1 protein-coding gene is annotated in these 1,224 nt (G+C 62.8%); it reads right to left on the bottom strand.

From position 1 onward, the window contains the following. Positions 1 to 31: 31 nt before the first annotated feature. A protein-coding gene (locus F3J20_RS31680) for an IS3 family transposase (protein ID WP_167285835.1) occupies positions 32 to 1,224 on the bottom strand; the annotation gives its coding sequence in 2 pieces (ribosomal slippage) (positions 32 to 927 and positions 927 to 1,224; 1,194 coding nt annotated over the 2 pieces). This gene is flagged as partial in the annotation.

The raw sequence follows: 1,224 nt of genomic DNA, 5'->3' as shown, positions 1-1,224 counted from the left end.
TGGAGTTGACCCTGCAATCCCGGACACAGCCTCACACTAAGGTTGCTGAATCCATCGAGCGCCGAAACTCGCGAGGCGAGCGGTATTTCAGCGCGCTATGGGGATGCTTCTCGTTGTAATGCTCGAACGCGATGGCCAGGTTGCGTGCAGCAGTCGCTGCATCCGGCTTCGGCATGAAGGCGACGTAGTCGCGTTTCATCGTCTTCACGAAGCTCTCGGCCATCCCGTTACTTTGCGGGCTGCACACCGGAGTGGTCAATGGCTTCAGGCCGATGGCCACTGCGAACCGACGCGTGTCGTCGGCCGTGTAGCCTGAACCGTTGTCGCTTAGCCACTCGATTTCGGACGGTGTATGCAGCTCGTTGCCAAACCGGTTTTCCACTGCAGCCAGCATCACGTCGCGCACGATGTCGCCGCTGTGACCCGCCGTCGTGGCCGCCCAACTCATCGCTTCACGGTCGCAGCAGTCCAGCGCGAACGTCACACGCAGCGGTTCGCCGTTGTCGCAGCGAAACTCGAAGCCGTCCGAGCACCAACGCTGATTGCTGCGCGCTACAGCCACCTTGCCGTCGTGCCGACGTTGCGGCCGGGGTGGAATCGGTCGGCGCTCCATCAGCAGCCCGTGCGTGCGCATGACGCGATAGACGCGTTTGGCATTGAACGGCACCAGCCCAGCCGCAATGCGTTCATTGCGCAACGTGCCCCAAACCCGTCGATAGCCGTAGCTGGGCAAATCGCCGACGACCCGGCGGATTGCCTCGACCACGGCCGCATCATCGGTTTGCCTCGATTGACGGCCATCGCGCCACGTCGCCGGACGCGACAGTCGTGCCGATACGTTCGAGCGCGACACGCCGAGAACTTCACAAACCAGCTTCACTGGTCGTCCTCCGGCAGCAAGGGCGAGTGCGCTATCCATTTTTTTGCACGGCCATACTCGACTGCTTCGCGGAGAATCTCGTTCTCCATGGTCTTCTTGCCGAGCATCCGTTGCAGCTCGCGAACCTGCTTGAGCGCATCAGCCAGTTCCGACGCCGGAACCACTTCCTCGCCAGCCTTGACCGCTGACAGGCTCCCGTCCTGGTACAGCTTGCGCCAGTGGAACAACTGGTTCGGGTTCACGCCGTGCTGGCGCGCGACCATCGAAACCGACTTCCCCGGCTCAAGGCTCTCCCGCACCATCGCCAACTTCTGCTCCGCCGTCCAGCGCCGCCGACGCTCCGG

The organism is Paraburkholderia sp. Cy-641, from assembly GCF_011752945.1.
Taxonomy (GTDB): Bacteria; Pseudomonadota; Gammaproteobacteria; order Burkholderiales; family Burkholderiaceae; genus Paraburkholderia.
Note: the sequence above shows the minus strand (reverse complement) of the source record. Positions and strands in the feature narration are given on the sequence as shown.